The sequence below is a fragment of the Sideroxyarcus emersonii genome (genome assembly GCF_021654335.1).
Lineage (GTDB): Bacteria > Pseudomonadota > Gammaproteobacteria > Burkholderiales > Gallionellaceae > Sideroxyarcus > Sideroxyarcus emersonii.
The window spans coordinates 723,673-737,993 of record NZ_AP023423.1 but is presented as its reverse complement, the minus strand read 5'-3'; the positions used below and the strand labels follow the sequence as shown (position 1 = coordinate 737,993).

The following is a 14,321-nucleotide window of genomic DNA, read 5'->3' as shown; positions in this document are numbered from 1 at the left end:
TTTTCGCACAATACTTGACAATATTTATTGGTTAATGTTAGATGGCGATGCGTTTGCTCCAATAATCCACCCAAGGAGAACGATCATGAACATCAACAAGTTAGCCCCCCTCGCCTTGTCTCTGCTATGCGCTTCAGCCTTTGCCGCGGATGGCTCCATCAGCATCAGTTCCCCCGCGAATGGCGCCATGGTAAGTGCCGGCAAAAAGACCCCGGTTGTCTACGAGGCCGCGCTCGGTTCAACCGGCGACCACCTGCACCTCTACGTCGACGGCAACCGAGTGGACGTCTTGCGGGAAAAGAAAGGAAGCGCCGAACTTGATGCCCTGCCTGCCGGCAAGCATCACATCTGCCTGACCGTGAATACCAAATCGCATGCCCCGACAGGCGTGGAAAGCTGTGTAGATGTGACTGCACAATGAGCACTGCGCAAAACCTGAGCTACAGCGCCATCCAGGTCGTACACAATTTTGGCGCCGTGGCGACGGTGGCAGGATCGCTGATTGCCAGGAGGGTGCGCGATAACGTGGCGCGCCGCAAATTGGCGCAGCTGGTACTGGTCGGCTGGCTGACGCAGGCCGTGAGCGGCGCCACTTTCGGCATGGTCAGCTATTACTACTACCATCAATTTCCCGATATTTCGGGAATTGCCATCGTTGCCCTGCTGATCAAGATGGCATGTGCCACGCTCGGCATCGCGCTGCTGATAATCTATCTCTGGCAAAGCACCCGCTGGAGCGAGCGCGGAAAAGAAAAAGCATGGGCATCGTCTTCCGCACTTGCGATCACCGCGATTTCAGCTGCAGCCTTTTTACGCTGGTTTGCCTAGCCAGTGCTGCAAAAAACAAGGCCGGATCAAGTCCGGCCCTGTTTTATCGCATTGAGAATGTCCTGCTTATTCGCCTGCATCTACCGGCTGAGCATCTGCCGGACGATCCATCAGTTCAACCAACGCCATCGGCGCATTGTCGCCTTTGCGGAAGCCGAACTTCAGGATACGCGAGTATCCGCCATTGCGGGCAGCATAACGCGGACCCAGTTCGTCAAACAGCTTGGTGACGATCTCGCGATCGCGTAGGCGGGCGAACGCCAAGCGACGATTGGCCAAGCTCGGGTTCTTGCCCAATGTCAGGATAGGCTCGGCAACGCGGCGCAGTTCCTTGGCCTTCGGCAGGGTGGTCTTGATGACTTCGTGACGCAGCAGCGAAACGGTCATGTTGCGCAACATCGCCAGACGGTGGCTACTGGTGCGGTTAAGTTTTCTCAGTCCTAAACGGTGACGCATGATTTTCCTCTCTTGCTATCCAGCCTCACGGCTGAAGAAGCTTATTTCTCGGACATTGCCGTCCAGTTTTCCAACTTCATGCCCAGCGACAGGCCGTGTTCTGCCAGCACTTGCTTGATTTCATTGAGCGATTTGCGGCCCAGGTTCGGGGTACGCAACAGATCTGCTTCGGTGTTCTGAATCAGGTCGCCGATGTAATGGATGCTCTGTGCCTTCAGGCAGTTGGAAGAACGCGGGGTCAGTTCCAAATCGTCGACCGGGCGCAACAGCATCGGATCGACCTTAGGAGCTTGCGGCTTTTCGACCGGAGCCGGTGTACCTTCCAGAGCAGCGAACACGGAAAGCTGGTCAACCAGGATGCGCGCGGCATAGCGGATTGCTTCTTCCGGATCGATGGCGCTGTTGGTCTCGATGTCCATGATCAGCTTGTCCAGATCGGTACGTTGTTCGACACGCGCGCTTTCAACAGCGTAGCTCACGCGGGAAACCGGGCTGAACGAAGCGTCAAGAGCGATATGGCCGACCGGGCGGGTTGCGCCAGGCTGCATGCGCGAAATAGCGGATACATAGCCGCGGCCTTGTTCGACCTTGATTTCCATATCCAGCTTGCCGCCGGCAGCCAGATGTGCGATGACATGGTTCGGATTGATAACTTCAGTGTCGGCACCCACTTCGATGTCCGCAGCAGTGACCACACCCGCACCGGACTTGCGCAGATGCAAGGTCGCTTCGCGCGCATTGTGCAGCTTGAGCACCAACCCCTTCAGGTTCAGCAGGATCTCGACTACGTCTTCCTGCACGCCGTCGATGGATGAGTATTCGTGCAACACACCCGCGATCTTGACTTCCGTCACCGCATAGCCTGGCATGGAAGACAGCAGGACACGACGCAGGGCATTGCCCAAGGTGTGGCCATAGCCGCGCTCGAACGGCTCCATCACAACCCGCGCCTGGGTGGCAGAGATGCGCTGAACATCAATGATGCGAGGTTTCAACAAATTATTAGACATATCCTACTCCGCGTGGATTACTTGGAATACAACTCGACCACGAGATGCTCATTGATCGTGGCAGGCAATTCAGAACGCTGGGGAACCGCCTTGAAGGTTCCTTTGAACGCCTTGGCATCCACCTCGATCCACTCCGGGAAGCCGCGTTGTTCGGCTGCCTGGACTGCGGATTTCAAACGCAGCTGCCCCTTGGATTTTTCCGCCACTTCAACCACATCCCCAGGGCGCACCTGGAAGGAAGGAATGTTGACGCGCTTGCCGTTCACCAGCACGCCGTTGTGGCGTACGGTCTGACGGGCCTCAGCACGCGAGCCACCGAAACCCATACGATAGGCCACGTTGTCCAAGCGGGATTCGAGGAGTTGCAACAGGCTTTCGCCAGTGATACCGCGGGACTGCTCAGCACGCTTGTAAGTCAGGCGGAACTGGCCTTCCAGCATGCCGTAGATTCGGCGCAGCTTTTGTTTTTCGCGCAGCTGGCCACCGTACTCGGACAGACGGGTGTTCTTCTTCTGTCCATGCTGGCCCGGTGCATAGGCACGGCGCTCCACCGCACACTTGTCAGTGAAACATTTTTCAGCCTTCAAGAACAGCTTTTCGCCTTCGCGGCGGCATTTGCGGCACTTTGCATCAAGATTTCTAGCCAAGATCTATGCTCCTTAGATACGACGCTTTTTCGGAGGACGGCAACCGTTATGCGGTACCGGCGTAATGTCCGAAATGCTGGTGATTTTGAAACCTGCCGCGTTCAACGCGCGCACTGCGGATTCGCGACCAGGACCAGGGCCCTTGATGCGCACTTCCAGATTCTTGACCCCGCACTCCACCGCCGTCTTGCCAGCCTGCTCAGCCGCAATCTGCGCAGCGAAAGGAGTGCTCTTGCGGGAGCCCTTGAAGCCGTTACCGCCGCTGGTGGACCAAGCCAAGGCATTGCCCTGACGGTCGGTAATGGTCACGATGGTGTTGTTGAAGGATGCGTGAACGTGCGCGATACCTTCGGCAACGTTCTTTTTAACTTTTTTGCGCACTCTCGTGCTGGGCTTTGCCATGTCTTAGTTCCTCTACTAAATTACTTCTTCGCGCCGGCGATGGACTTGCGCGGTCCTTTGCGGGTACGTGCATTGGTACGTGTACGCTGACCACGGCACGGCAAACCACGACGATGGCGCAGGCCACGATAGCAACCCAGATCCATCAGACGCTTGATGTTCATGGAGATCTCACGGCGCAGGTCGCCTTCCACTGTGAACTTGGCGACTTCGTCACGCAGCTTTTCCATGTCGGAATCGCTGATATCCTTGATCTTGGTGGAAGTGACCACACCCGCTGCAGCACAGATCTGCTGCGCGCGAGTGCGCCCGATGCCATAGATCGCGGTCAGTGCGATCTCGGCGTGTTGATGGTTTGGAATGTTTACACCGGCAATACGAGCCATGCAGCTACCCTATTTATTCAAAAGTCGTAAATTGTACCATCCAGAGGCGATTTAACTCAATCAACCCTGGCGCTGTTTGTGACGCGGATCGCTGCTGCAGATCACACGAACCACGCGGTTGCGACGCACTATCTTGCAGTTGCGGCACACTTTTTTCACGGACGCTTGCACTTTCATTTGCTTCTCCTTGCTTCTCTCAACTTACTTGGCGCGGAAAACGATACGCGCCTTGCTCAAATCGTAGGGCGACACTTCAACCGTCACCTTGTCACCAGGAAGAATGCGTATGTAATGCATACGCATCTTGCCGGAAATATGGCCGAGCACAACAAAGCCATTTTCCAACTTCACCCGGAATGTCGCGTTGGGCAGGGACTCTTCAACTTCACCCTGCATCTGGATGACGTCTTCTTTCGCCATTTATCGCGTCAACCCAGCCTTAAAATTGGCCTTCTTCAACAGATTCTCGTACTGATGAGTCATCATATACGATTGCACTTGGGCCATGAAATCCATAGTCACCACCACCAAGATCAGCAGCGAGGTCCCCCCGAAATAGAATGGGACATTCCACTTCACCACCAAGAACTCCGGCAACAAACACACCAAGGTGATGTATACCGCACCCACCAGGGTCAAACGCAGCATGATCTTCTCGACGTAGCGCGCAGTCTGCTCGCCTGGACGGATACCTGGCAGGAATGCGCCGCTCTTCTTCAAGTTGTCAGCCGTTTCTTTCGGGCTGAACACCAGCGCCGTATAGAAGAAACAGAAGAATATGATGGCTGCTGCATAGAACAGCACATAAATCGGCTGCCCCGGCGACAGCTTTTCACTCACATCTTTCAGCCAAGTCATGTTCTGACCCGATCCGAACCAACCCGCCAGCGTCGCGGGAAACAGGATGATGCTGGAAGCGAAGATCGGCGGAATGACGCCAGCCATGTTCAGCTTCAACGGCAGATGAGAACTTTGCCCGCCATACACCTTGTTACCAACTTGGCGCTTGGCATAGTTCACCAGGATTTTACGCTGGCCGCGCTCAACGAAAACCACCAGCCCAGTGACCAAAATCGCGCCAATGAACAGTGTCAGCACCAGCGGAATCGAAAATGCTCCCGTGCGCGCCATTTCCAGTGTATTGCCCAGCGCATTCGGCAAGCCTGCAGCGATACCCGCGAAAATAATCAGCGAGATGCCGTTACCCAACCCCCGCTCGGTAATCTGCTCACCCAGCCACATCAGGAACATCGTTCCTGTAACCAGGGTCACCACCGTCGTCATCTGGAACATCGATCCAGGATGCAAGACCAAGCCAGCCTGAGACTGCAAAGCCACTGAAATGCCAAATGCCTGGAACAACGCGAGCAACAGGGTGCCATAGCGAGTGTACTGCGTAATCTTGCGGCGGCCGGCCTCGCCTTCCTTCTTCAACTGCTCAAGCTGGGGAACCGCAATCGCAGCCAGCTGCATGATGATGGAGGCAGAAATATAAGGCATGATGCCCAGCGCAAATATGGTAAAGCGCGACAGGGCACCACCCGAGAACATGTTGAACATGCCTAGAATTCCGCCCTTTTGCGACTTGAACAGATCCGCCAGCACATTCGGATCGATACCGGGAACCGGGATATGCGCACCGATCCGGTAGACGATCAATGCAAGCAGCAGGAACCAGAGACGTTGCCCCAGATCGCCGTACTTACTTTTGCTCACTGCCTTGTTCACAGATTACCCTTATTCCGCGATACTACCGCCAGCCGCTTCAACTGCAGCTCGCGCGCCTTTGGTCAACAGCAGGCCTTGCAACTTCACCGCACGCTTGATCTCGCCCGACAACACAACCTTGGCAGTCAGCGCAGTCGCTGGTACAACACCGGCTTGTTTCAATGCCAACAGATCGATGTTGTCAACCGGCAACTTTTGCAGATCGGACAAACGCACTTGCGCCGTGTCGTCGCGTGTCAAAGATACGAAACCGCGCTTGGGCAAACGGCGTTGCAGCGGCATCTGGCCACCCTCGAAACCGACCTTATGGAAACCGCCGGAACGAGATTTCTGTCCTTTATGGCCGCGACCAGCAGTCTTGCCAAGACCGGAACCAATTCCGCGACCAACGCGACGCTTGGCGTGCTTAGAACCCGCAGCAGGTTTAATTTGATTGAGTTGCATTTACGCCTCGCACTTGACCAAGTAGTACACTTTATTAATCATGCCACGAACTGCCGGAGTGTCTTCCACTTCGACCGTATGGTGCATACGACGCAGCCCCAAACCGCGCACCGTCGCGCGGTGAGACTCCTTGGTGCCGATAATGCTCTTCACCAGCGTCACCTTCAATTTTTTGGCTTGCGCCGTTTTAGCTTGTGCCATGGCTTACCCCGTAATCTCTTCTACGCTCTTGCCGCGCTTTGCTGCAATCTCGGCTGGAGAATTCAGCGCCTTCAATCCGTTCAAGGTGGCACGCACCACGTTATACGGGTTACTGGAACCAATGCATTTTGCCAGCACATTGCGCACACCGGCAGCCTCGAACACTGCACGCATCGCTCCACCCGCAATAATGCCGGTACCTTCGGAGGCGGGCTGCATATAAACCTTGGCGGCACCATGACGGCCGATCACTGCATGGTGCAGCGTACCTTCCTTCAGATTCACCTTGACCAGCTTTCGGCGGGACTCTTCCATCGCCTTCTGCACGGCGACCGGCACTTCCTTGGACTTTCCCTTGCCCATGCCGATACGGCCGTCGCCGTCACCCACCACGGTCAGTGCAGCGAAGCCCATGATACGGCCGCCCTTCACAACCTTGGTCACGCGGTTGACGTGGATCATCTTTTCGATGAGGCCGTCACCCTTGTCTTCTACTTGCTGATTCTTGCCTTGTTTAGCTTGTGCCATGGTTCACCCCAGATTAGAACTGCAAGCCATGTTCGCGCGCGGCATCAGCCAGCGCCTTGATGCGACCATGGTACTTGTTGCCGGAACGGTCGAATGCGACTGCGGTGATCCCGGCGCTTTTGGCCTTTTCGGCGATACGCTTGCCGACCACAGCAGCAGCGGCAGCGTTGCCGCCATTGCCGACGCTCTTGCGCACATCCGCTTCCAGCGTGGAGGCACTTGCCAGCACCTTGCCACCGTCAGCAGAGATGACCTGGGCATAGATATGCAGGTTAGTGCGGTGGATCGCCAGACGCACAGTTTTTTGTTCAGCGATGCGTGCACGGGTTTTGCGTGCTCTGCGCTGACGCGCTTCATTCTTGTTCAACATATCAACCTCGATTATTTCTTCTTGGTTTCTTTCAGGATCACCACTTCGTCGGAATAACGCACTCCCTTGCCCTTGTAAGGCTCAGGTTCACGATATGCCCGGATCTCAGCGGCAACTTGTCCGACTTGCTGCTTGTCCGGACCTGTCAACACGATTTCGGTCTGGCTTGGCGTTGCAACCTTCACACCTTTGGGCATCTTGTGCACCACGGGATGCGAATAGCCCAGCGTCAGGTTCAACGAATCACCCGCAGCTTGCGCCCGATAACCAACGCCAACCAGGGTCAGTTTGCGCTCGAAACCTTTGCTGACACCAACCACCATGTTCGCCAGCAAAGCACGAATTGTCCCGGACTGCGCATCAGCTTGCGCCGATTCATTGGTGGCCTTGCACAGCAAAGCATCACCTTGGCGCTCAACAGCAACGTCACCCTTCAACACTTGCGTCAGGGTACCCAGCGGCCCCTTTACGGAAATTTTATCGGCTGCCACCGTCACTTCAACACCAGCGGGAACAGCGATAGGATTTTTAGCGACTCTAGACATGCTTCCCCCTTACGCGACAATGCACAGGACTTCGCCGCCAATACCATTGGCACGTGCCTTGCGGTCCGTCATCAGACCTTTTGAGGTGGAAACGATAGCGATACCCAATCCGTTCATCACGCGCGGGATATCTTCGCTACCCTTATATACCCGCAACCCAGGACGACTTACTCGCTGGATCTTTTCGATGACCGGGCGGTCAGCGTAATACTTAAGGCCGATCTCCAGGACGGGCTTGCCATCGTTAGTCACAACCTTGAAACCGTCAACATAACCTTCGTCCTGCAAAACCTTGGCGATAGCCGCCTTGATCTTGGAAGAAGGCATAGACACCGTTACTTTTTCCGCCATTTGCGCGTTACGAATACGCGTCAACATATCGGAGATAGGATCACTCATGCTCATAAATTCACCCTTACCAGCTTGCCTTGACTACACCAGGGATTTCGCCGCGCATCGCGTACTCACGCAACTTGGTACGACCCAATCCGAACTTGCGGAACGTGCCGCGCGGACGACCAGTCAGCGCACAACGGTTACGCAGGCGCACCGGACTGGAATTGCGCGGCAACGCTTGCAATTTTTGACGCGCAGCAAAGCGCTCCTCTTCGCTTAGCGACATATTGGTCGCAATCGCATTCAGTTCAGCACGCTTGGCAGCAAATTTCTTCACCGTGTCACGACGCTTCTGCTCGCGGTTAATCAATGCGGTCTTAGCCATATCGCCCTCAGTTCTTCAATGGGAATTTGAACGCCAACAGAAGCGCTTTGGCCTCTTCGTCGGTCTTCGCCGTAGTCGTGATCGTGATGTTCATGCCACGCAAGGCGTCGATCTTGTCGTACTCGATCTCGGGGAAAATGATCTGCTCCTTGACGCCCATGTTGTAGTTGCCACGGCCATCAAAAGATTTCCCGGAAATGCCGCGGAAATCGCGTATACGCGGAATAGCGATCGTCACCAGACGATCCAGAAACTCAAACATGCGATCGCGGCGCAGGGTCACCTTGCAGCCAACCGGGTAATTTTCGCGAATCTTGAAGCCGGCAATGGACTTCTTCGATTTCGTCACAACCGGCTTTTGCCCGGCAATCTTCTGCATATCGCTGACAGCGTGATCCATTACTTTTTTGTCAGCCACCGCCTCACCAACACCCATATTAAGGGTGATTTTCTCGATGCGCGGCACTTCCATGACGGACTTGTAGCCAAACTGCTTCATCAGCTGCGGCGCCACCGTCTTCTTGTAGTAGTCGTTTAAACGAGCCATGCTCTTACCCCTTACGCTATCACTTCGCCGCTGGACTTGAACACTCGCACTTTGCGACCATCCTCCAGCTGCTTAACACCCACACGATCGGCCTTCTTGGTAGTCGCGTTGTAGATCGCGATATTGGAGATGTGAATCGGCTTCTCCACCTCCACGATGCCACCCGTCGTACCCTTCACCGGATTCGGCTTCTGGTGTTTTTTAACCTTATTAATACCGCTCACCAGGACATGGTCGTTATCCAGCACGCTCAACACGCTGCCGCGACTACCTTTGTCTTTGCCGGTGATGACGATCACATCGTCATTCTTTTTAATCTTGCGCATGATTTTTCCTCGACTGCCGATTACAGCACTTCCGGTGCCAGAGAGACGATCTTCATGAACTTCTCATTACGCAGCTCACGAGTCACCGGTCCAAAAATGCGGGTGCCAATCGGCTCCAGCTTGTTATTCAGCAAAACAGCCGCATTGCCATCGAATTTGATCAACGAGCCGTCCGAGCGGCGCACACCCTTGGCAGTACGCACCACCACGGCGCTGTAAACCTCGCCTTTTTTGACGCGCGAACGCGGGGCCGCATCCCGAATGCTAACCTTGATCACGTCGCCGACGCCCGCATAACGGCGCTTGGAACCACCCAGCACCTTGATGCACATAACAGAACGTGCACCGGTATTGTCGGCCACATTTAAAACAGACTGCATTTGTATCATTTTTCAATCTCCAACTTTGTCCGCCTGCGGCGGCTAGTTTTGGAACCCGTTCGGGTTAGGCCGCCGCAAGCGACGGTGAAACGAAGCCGCGCATTCTATTCAAACTTGTCAAAATGCACAAGCTTTAATTTGTCGAATTAAATCTCGTTAGCCTTTTCCAGCAACTTGGAAACGCGCCAAGTTTTGGTTTTGGACATGGGGCGAGTCTCCTCGATGGTAACCACATCACCTTGATTGAGCTCATTATTTTCATCGTGTGCATGGTACTTTTTGGAAACGCGCACAACTTTTCCCAGCACCGGGTGCTTGACCTTGCGCTCAACCAGCACGGTGACCGTCTTGTCCATCTTGTTGCTGACAACAGTCCCGGTCAATTCACGTTTCAGATTCGTTGCACTCATTGCTGCACACCCTTCTCTGTCAATATCGTTTTCACACGTGCGATGTTGCGGCGCACTTTGGTCAATTGGCTGGTATTGCTCAATTGCTGTGTCGCCACCTGCATGCGCAAGCCGAATTGCTCCTTGTTCAGGGACAGCAGCTCTTGCTGCAAATCGGCCACCGACTTAGTCTTCAGTTCACTTGCCTTCATGATCATGCCCCTACCTGTCTAACCACGAACGTGGTGGCGATTGGCAGCTTGGCAGAAGCCAACTGGAAAGCCTCACGCGCCAACACCTCATCTACGCCGTCCATCTCGTACAGCATCTTGCCAGGCTGTATTTCGGCAACGTAGTACTCCGGACTGCCCTTACCATTACCCATACGCACTTCGGCTGGCTTCTTGGAAATCGGCTTATCCGGGAAAATACGGATCCAGATACGTCCACCGCGCTTGATGTGACGAGTCATGGCACGGCGTGCCGCTTCGATCTGGCGCGCCGTGAGGCGCCCGCGACCGACGGCCTTCAGGCCGAATTCGCCGAAACTGACCTTGTTGCCGCGAGTCGCAACGCCGGTATTACGGCCCTTCTGCTCCTTGCGGTATTTTCTTCTAGCTGGCTGTAGCATGTTTTGCCCCCGACTTTCTTACTTTCTTTTCTGGCTCCGCAACGACTGGGGCCGCGATTTCCTGCTGCCCAGCCAGATGATCACCCTTGTAAACCCAAACCTTCACTCCGATCAGGCCATAGGTAGTCAATGCCTCCGATGTGCCGTAGTCAATATCGGCACGCAGGGTATGCAACGGCACCCGACCTTCACGGTACCACTCGGTACGCGCGATCTCGATACCATTCAAACGACCCGAACTCATGATCTTGATGCCTTGCGCGCCGAGGCGCATCGCGTTCTGCATCGCACGCTTCATGGCACGACGGAACATGATACGTTTCTCGAGTTGCTGGGTGATGGAATCGGCGATCAACTGCGCGTCCACTTCCGGCTTGCGCACTTCTTCGATATTCAACCCCACATCAGGCAAGCCCATGCGCTTCTTCAGCTCGTTGCGCAGGACTTCGATATCTTCGCCTTTCTTACCGATCACCACACCTGGACGAGCTGTGTAGATAGTGATCTTGGCATTTTTTGCCGGCCGTTCGATAACGATCCTGGAAACCCCGGCACCAGCCAGTTTTTTCTTCAAATAGTCACGCACCTCGATATCCTTCAGCAGCAATTCAGAGAAGTGCTTGCTATTGGAATACCACTTGGAGCTCCAGTTCTTCTGAACACTCAGACGGAACCCGATTGGATGAATTTTCTGACCCATGCTTTAGCTCCCGACTGTGATCGTAATGTGGCAGGTTTGCTTTTCAATGCCAGTACCGCGCCCTTTTGCACGCGGAATCATGCGCTTCAAAGATGTTCCCTTGTCCACGTAGATGGTAGTAACCTTCAATTCGTCGATGTCGGCACCGTCGTTGTGTTCTGCATTGGCGATCGCGGAATCCAGTGCCTTCTTGATGATGCCTCCACCCTTTTTCGGGCTGAAGGCCAGGATGTTCAAGGCTTGCGCAACCGGCAAGCCGCGAATCTGATCGGCGACCAGACGAGCCTTTTGCGCTGAGAGGCGAACACCACGGATGACTGCTTTTGTACTCATCATGTCTCCTTATTTCTTGGCGACTGCTTTTTTATCGGCAGCGTGACCTTTGAAAGTGCGGGTCAAGGAAAATTCGCCAAGCTTGTGGCCAACCATGTTCTCGGAAACATACACCGGAACATGCTGTTTGCCGTTGTGCACCGCGATCGTCAAGCCGACGAATTCGGGCAGCACCGTGGAACGACGCGACCATGTCTTGATTGGGCGCTTATCGTTGGTTGTACGCACCGCCTCCACCTTCTTCATCAGATGCAGATCGACGAACGGGCCTTTTTTAACTGAACGTGCCATATCTATTACCCCTTAAACCTGAAAGCGACGGCGCACGATCATGCCGCTAGTCCGCTTGTTACGACGCGTACGGAATCCCTTGGCTGGCACACCCCACGGGCTGACCGGATGACGGCCCGCCGCAGTCTTTCCTTCACCACCACCGTGCGGGTGATCGACCGGGTTCATGGCCACACCGCGCACTGTCGGGCGAATACCGCGCCAACGATTCGCGCCAGCTTTGCCAATAGAACGCAGGGAATGCTCACCATTACCCACTTCACCGATGGTTGCACGACAATCGACATGCACCTTGCGGATCTCGCCCGAGCGCAAGCGCAACTGGGCATAGCTACCCTCGCGCGCCAGCAACTGCACGGAGGCCCCCGCCGAACGGGCCAATTGAGCACCCTTGTTAGGCAACATCTCGATCGCATGAATAGTTGAACCAACCGGAATATTGCGCAACGGCAAGGCATTTCCGGCCTTGATCGGCGCTTCCGGCCCGCTCATCAATTGAGCCCCCGCGGAAATCCCCTTGGGAGCGATGATGTAGCGACGCTCGCCGTCCGCATACACCAGCAATGCCAAGTGCGCACTACGGTTCGGATCGTATTCCAGACGTTCGACTTTTGCCGGGATTCCATCCTTGTCGCGCTTGAAATCCACCAGGCGATAGTGTTTCTTATGCCCACCACCCATGTGGCGCGTAGTGATGTGGCCATTATGGTTGCGCCCAGCGGTCCTGGTCTTCTTTTCCAGCAACGACGCTTCAGGCTTGCCCTTGTGCAATTCCGGCGTCACCACGCGCACAACTGCACGAGTTCCCGGAGATGTCGGTTTGAGTTTGATCAATGCCATGTTTTACCCCTGCTCGCTTGCGGCAAAGTTGATTTCCTGACCGGCTGCCAGACTCACGTAGGCCTTCTTCCAGTCTTGACGACGACCGATGTAGCGGCCGAAACGCTTTTGCTTGCCCTTTACGTTGGCAATCTGAACGCTGTCAACCGTAACGTTGAACAGCTTCTCGACCGCCGCCTTGACTTCCGGCTTGGTAGCATCGGAGGCCACACGGAAAATCACCTGCTCATTCTTCTCCGCAACAAAAGTCGCCTTCTCGGAGATTTGCGGCGCCAACAGGATATTCAGCAAACGCTCTTCATTGATTTTTTGTGCGCTCATGCCAGCATCTCCTCGATTTTTGCGATCGCCCCACGTGTCACCAGAACCTTGGGGAAACGAACCAGGCTGACGGGATCGGCCTGATGCGCCTCAACCACCAGCACGTTTGGCAGGTTGCGCGACGACAGATACAGATTTTCATCCATGCTGTCAGTGATAATCAGGACGCGATCCAGGCCCATAGCCTTGATCTTTTGCGCCAGCAATTTCGTCTTGGGAGCTTCCACCGACAAAGCATCAACCACGCTCAAGCGACCATCGCGCACCAGTTGCGAGTAGATGGAGGCCAGACCCGCGCGGTACATCTTGCGATTGATCTTCTGGGTGTAGTTTTGATCCGGGCTGTTCGGGAAAATCTTGCCGCCCCCGCGCCACAACGGGCTGGACGCCATACCAGCACGCGCACGGCCGGTACCCTTTTGGGCGAATGGCTTACGCGTGGATTTGGCAATCTCGCTACGGCCTTTTTGCTTGCTGTTGGCAGAACGGGCGTTGGCCTGATAGGCCGTAACCAGCTGGTGTACCAGCGTTTCGTTATATTCACGCCCGAACAAATCGTCGGACGCGTTCACGCTTGCCGCCGCCTTGCCGTTTTCGCTAATGACTTTCAATTCCATTATGCACCTGCCTTCACTGCCGGACGCACGATAACATCGCCGCCAGGAGCACCTGGAACAGCGCCCATCACCAGCAACAACTGGCGCTCGGCATCGATACGAACAATTTTGAGATTCTGCACGGTACGCTGCACATCACCCAGGTGGCCGGTCATGCGCTTGCCCGGGAACACGCGGCCCGGATCCTGCGCCATACCGATTGAGCCTGGAACGTTGTGAGATTTGGAGTTACCGTGCGTTGCACGACCGGATTTGAAGTGGTAACGCTTGATGGTACCAGCATAACCCTTACCGATCGTCACGCCTGTGACATCGACTTTCTGCCCGACCTGGAAGATATCCACGCCAACCTTGCCACCGACGGTCAGGCCGGCCAGCTGCTCAGGCGTAGCGGTAAATTCTTTAAGCACGCTACCAGCCTCGACGCCGGCTTTGGCGAAATGCCCCGCAGCAGCCTTGGTCACGCGACTGGCACGACGGGTGCCGTACGCAACCTGCACCGCACTGTAGCCATCCGTGGGAGCGGTTTTGATCTGGGTGACACGATTGTTGGACACGTCCAGCACGGTTACCGGCAACGACGTACCGTCGTCGGTAAAGATGCGGGTCATGCCAATCTTGCGACCGACAAGTCCTAAGCTCATTTTATTTCCTTTTATTAAGGGGCTGACTTCAATTGG

30 protein-coding genes are annotated in these 14,321 nt (G+C 55.2%); 2 read left to right on the top strand and 28 right to left on the bottom strand.

From position 1 onward, the window contains the following. The first annotated feature begins 85 nt into the window (after positions 1-85). Together L6418_RS03615 and L6418_RS03610 are read left to right on the top strand one after the other, a co-directional pair. Positions 86-421 carry a hypothetical protein gene (locus L6418_RS03615; protein ID WP_237248108.1) on the top strand — a complete coding sequence of 112 codons (336 nt, stop codon included), beginning with the start codon at positions 86-88 and terminating at the stop codon, positions 419-421. Then, positions 418-828: a hypothetical protein gene (locus tag L6418_RS03610; RefSeq protein WP_237248107.1), complete on the top strand. Its 411-nt coding sequence runs from the start codon at positions 418-420 to the stop codon at positions 826-828. The genes L6418_RS03615 and L6418_RS03610 overlap by 4 nt, the downstream gene beginning before the upstream one ends. Positions 829-894: 66 nt before the next feature. Here the strand turns inward: L6418_RS03610 and rplQ are convergent, their stop codons facing one another. The 28 genes from rplQ to rplC all read right to left on the bottom strand — a co-directional run bounded on the left by rplQ (position 895) and on the right by rplC (position 14,285). Continuing rightward, entirely contained in the window at positions 895-1,284 is a 390-nt protein-coding gene (rplQ, locus tag L6418_RS03605) for a 50S ribosomal protein L17 (RefSeq protein ID WP_237248106.1), read from the bottom strand. A 41-nt stretch (positions 1,285-1,325) separates the two neighbouring features. Beyond that, positions 1,326-2,294: a DNA-directed RNA polymerase subunit alpha gene (locus L6418_RS03600; RefSeq protein ID WP_237248105.1), complete on the bottom strand. Its 969-nt coding sequence runs from the start codon at positions 2,292-2,294 to the stop codon at positions 1,326-1,328. Between the two features lie 17 nt (positions 2,295-2,311). Then, on the bottom strand, positions 2,312-2,941 hold the full coding sequence (rpsD, locus tag L6418_RS03595; RefSeq protein WP_237248104.1) for a 30S ribosomal protein S4: 630 nt from the start codon (positions 2,939-2,941) through the stop codon (positions 2,312-2,314). A 12-nt stretch (positions 2,942-2,953) separates the two neighbouring features. Beyond that, positions 2,954-3,343: a 30S ribosomal protein S11 gene (rpsK, locus tag L6418_RS03590; RefSeq protein WP_237248103.1), complete on the bottom strand. Its 390-nt coding sequence runs from the start codon at positions 3,341-3,343 to the stop codon at positions 2,954-2,956. A 20-nt stretch (positions 3,344-3,363) separates the two neighbouring features. Continuing rightward, on the bottom strand, positions 3,364-3,729 hold the full coding sequence (rpsM, locus tag L6418_RS03585; protein ID WP_237248102.1) for a 30S ribosomal protein S13: 366 nt from the start codon (positions 3,727-3,729) through the stop codon (positions 3,364-3,366). 60 nt (positions 3,730-3,789) lie between these two features. After that, the gene (gene rpmJ / locus L6418_RS03580; RefSeq protein WP_013028926.1) at positions 3,790-3,906 is read right to left on the bottom strand and encodes a 50S ribosomal protein L36; all 117 of its coding nucleotides are present in this window, start codon (positions 3,904-3,906) and stop codon (positions 3,790-3,792) included. A gap of 24 nt (positions 3,907-3,930) precedes the next feature. Beyond that, the gene (gene infA, locus L6418_RS03575; protein WP_013028925.1) at positions 3,931-4,149 is read right to left on the bottom strand and encodes a translation initiation factor IF-1; all 219 of its coding nucleotides are present in this window, start codon (positions 4,147-4,149) and stop codon (positions 3,931-3,933) included. After that, positions 4,150-5,445, bottom strand: a complete 1,296-nt coding sequence (gene secY / locus L6418_RS03570) for a preprotein translocase subunit SecY (protein WP_237248101.1) — start codon at positions 5,443-5,445, stop codon at positions 4,150-4,152. Between the two features lie 21 nt (positions 5,446-5,466). After that, positions 5,467-5,901 (bottom strand): 50S ribosomal protein L15, encoded by a 435-nt coding sequence (rplO, locus tag L6418_RS03565; protein ID WP_237248100.1) that lies wholly within the window; start codon positions 5,899-5,901, stop codon positions 5,467-5,469. Continuing rightward, positions 5,902-6,102, bottom strand: a complete 201-nt coding sequence (gene rpmD / locus L6418_RS03560; protein WP_013028922.1) for a 50S ribosomal protein L30 — start codon at positions 6,100-6,102, stop codon at positions 5,902-5,904. 3 nt (positions 6,103-6,105) lie between these two features. Then, a complete protein-coding gene (gene rpsE / locus L6418_RS03555) occupies positions 6,106-6,630 on the bottom strand; it encodes a 30S ribosomal protein S5 (RefSeq protein WP_013028921.1) in 525 nt (174 codons plus the stop codon). Between the two features lie 13 nt (positions 6,631-6,643). Continuing rightward, a complete protein-coding gene (rplR, locus tag L6418_RS03550) occupies positions 6,644-7,000 on the bottom strand; it encodes a 50S ribosomal protein L18 (protein WP_408641568.1) in 357 nt (118 codons plus the stop codon). An 11-nt stretch (positions 7,001-7,011) separates the two neighbouring features. Next, positions 7,012-7,545 carry a 50S ribosomal protein L6 gene (gene rplF, locus L6418_RS03545; protein ID WP_237248099.1) on the bottom strand — a complete coding sequence of 178 codons (534 nt, stop codon included), beginning with the start codon at positions 7,543-7,545 and terminating at the stop codon, positions 7,012-7,014. A 9-nt stretch (positions 7,546-7,554) separates the two neighbouring features. Continuing rightward, positions 7,555-7,950: a 30S ribosomal protein S8 gene (rpsH, locus tag L6418_RS03540; RefSeq protein WP_237248098.1), complete on the bottom strand. Its 396-nt coding sequence runs from the start codon at positions 7,948-7,950 to the stop codon at positions 7,555-7,557. A gap of 10 nt (positions 7,951-7,960) precedes the next feature. Continuing rightward, positions 7,961-8,266, bottom strand: a complete 306-nt coding sequence (gene rpsN, locus L6418_RS03535) for a 30S ribosomal protein S14 (protein WP_237248097.1) — start codon at positions 8,264-8,266, stop codon at positions 7,961-7,963. Between the two features lie 7 nt (positions 8,267-8,273). Next, positions 8,274-8,813, bottom strand: coding sequence for a 50S ribosomal protein L5 (gene rplE / locus L6418_RS03530; RefSeq protein WP_237248096.1), 540 nt, complete (start codon positions 8,811-8,813; stop codon positions 8,274-8,276). Positions 8,814-8,824: 11 nt separating this feature from the next. After that, a complete protein-coding gene (rplX, locus tag L6418_RS03525; RefSeq protein WP_237248095.1) occupies positions 8,825-9,139 on the bottom strand; it encodes a 50S ribosomal protein L24 in 315 nt (104 codons plus the stop codon). A gap of 20 nt (positions 9,140-9,159) precedes the next feature. Then, a complete protein-coding gene (rplN, locus tag L6418_RS03520) occupies positions 9,160-9,528 on the bottom strand; it encodes a 50S ribosomal protein L14 (RefSeq protein ID WP_237248094.1) in 369 nt (122 codons plus the stop codon). 137 nt (positions 9,529-9,665) lie between these two features. Beyond that, a complete protein-coding gene (gene rpsQ / locus L6418_RS03515) occupies positions 9,666-9,929 on the bottom strand; it encodes a 30S ribosomal protein S17 (protein ID WP_237248093.1) in 264 nt (87 codons plus the stop codon). Continuing rightward, positions 9,926-10,120, bottom strand: coding sequence for a 50S ribosomal protein L29 (rpmC, locus tag L6418_RS03510; RefSeq protein ID WP_237248092.1), 195 nt, complete (start codon positions 10,118-10,120; stop codon positions 9,926-9,928). The genes rpsQ and rpmC overlap by 4 nt, the downstream gene beginning before the upstream one ends. 2 nt (positions 10,121-10,122) lie before the next feature. Continuing rightward, the gene (gene rplP / locus L6418_RS03505) at positions 10,123-10,539 is read right to left on the bottom strand and encodes a 50S ribosomal protein L16 (protein ID WP_237248091.1); all 417 of its coding nucleotides are present in this window, start codon (positions 10,537-10,539) and stop codon (positions 10,123-10,125) included. Then, positions 10,523-11,239, bottom strand: a complete 717-nt coding sequence (rpsC, locus tag L6418_RS03500; protein WP_237248090.1) for a 30S ribosomal protein S3 — start codon at positions 11,237-11,239, stop codon at positions 10,523-10,525. Before rpsC ends, rplP begins: the two co-directional genes overlap by 17 nt. 3 nt (positions 11,240-11,242) lie before the next feature. Beyond that, on the bottom strand, positions 11,243-11,572 hold the full coding sequence (rplV, locus tag L6418_RS03495) for a 50S ribosomal protein L22 (RefSeq protein ID WP_237248089.1): 330 nt from the start codon (positions 11,570-11,572) through the stop codon (positions 11,243-11,245). A gap of 9 nt (positions 11,573-11,581) precedes the next feature. Beyond that, the gene (gene rpsS / locus L6418_RS03490; protein ID WP_237248088.1) at positions 11,582-11,863 is read right to left on the bottom strand and encodes a 30S ribosomal protein S19; all 282 of its coding nucleotides are present in this window, start codon (positions 11,861-11,863) and stop codon (positions 11,582-11,584) included. 12 nt (positions 11,864-11,875) lie between these two features. After that, on the bottom strand, positions 11,876-12,703 hold the full coding sequence (gene rplB, locus L6418_RS03485) for a 50S ribosomal protein L2 (RefSeq protein ID WP_237248087.1): 828 nt from the start codon (positions 12,701-12,703) through the stop codon (positions 11,876-11,878). Positions 12,704-12,706: 3 nt separating this feature from the next. Beyond that, entirely contained in the window at positions 12,707-13,024 is a 318-nt protein-coding gene (gene rplW / locus L6418_RS03480) for a 50S ribosomal protein L23 (RefSeq protein WP_237248086.1), read from the bottom strand. Then, a complete protein-coding gene (gene rplD, locus L6418_RS03475) occupies positions 13,021-13,641 on the bottom strand; it encodes a 50S ribosomal protein L4 (RefSeq protein ID WP_237248085.1) in 621 nt (206 codons plus the stop codon). Before rplD ends, rplW begins: the two co-directional genes overlap by 4 nt. Then, positions 13,641-14,285: a 50S ribosomal protein L3 gene (gene rplC, locus L6418_RS03470; RefSeq protein WP_237248084.1), complete on the bottom strand. Its 645-nt coding sequence runs from the start codon at positions 14,283-14,285 to the stop codon at positions 13,641-13,643. The genes rplD and rplC overlap by 1 nt, the downstream gene beginning before the upstream one ends. Positions 14,286-14,321 lie beyond the last annotated feature (36 nt).